Origin of the sequence: Flammeovirga pacifica (assembly GCF_000807855.2) — a bacterium.
Taxonomy (GTDB): domain Bacteria; phylum Bacteroidota; class Bacteroidia; order Cytophagales; family Flammeovirgaceae; genus Flammeovirga; species Flammeovirga pacifica.
Map to the genome: position 1 here is coordinate 1 of NZ_JRYR02000015.1, position 394 is coordinate 394.

A 394-nucleotide genomic window follows, 5' to 3' on the forward strand; every position below is an offset into this window, starting at 1 on the left:
AAGTTTGATAAAAGTAAACACATAAAGTATACTAATGGTGCTACTATTCTACGTCTAAAAAGACAAAAAACAATAAACACAAATGAAACTCCCTGTTTTATTCCTCTATCAAATAAAGCAATAGAAATACTAAATAAAATTGAAGGGGAAAAATTGCCTATATATTCAAACATTGTAATGAATAGACAATTAAAATTGATTGCTCAATATTCAAATATCAATAAAAATATAACGGTTCATAGTGCTAGGAAAACTTTTGCTACATCAATGATAAACATGAATGTAAGTAAAGAAAGTTTACAGGTGATGTTAGGGCATAAATCATCTAGAACAACGGAAATGTATTATAAAATACATGATCACAAAGTGATAAACGAAGTTTTAAATATCTACA

1 protein-coding gene is annotated in these 394 nt (G+C 26.4%); it reads left to right on the forward strand.

Annotated features, from left to right (window positions below):
- Positions 1 to 177: 177 nt before the first annotated feature.
- The coding region (locus NH26_RS25695) for a tyrosine-type recombinase/integrase (RefSeq protein ID WP_206780208.1) at positions 178 to 394 on the forward strand (217 nt) is incomplete at its 3' end.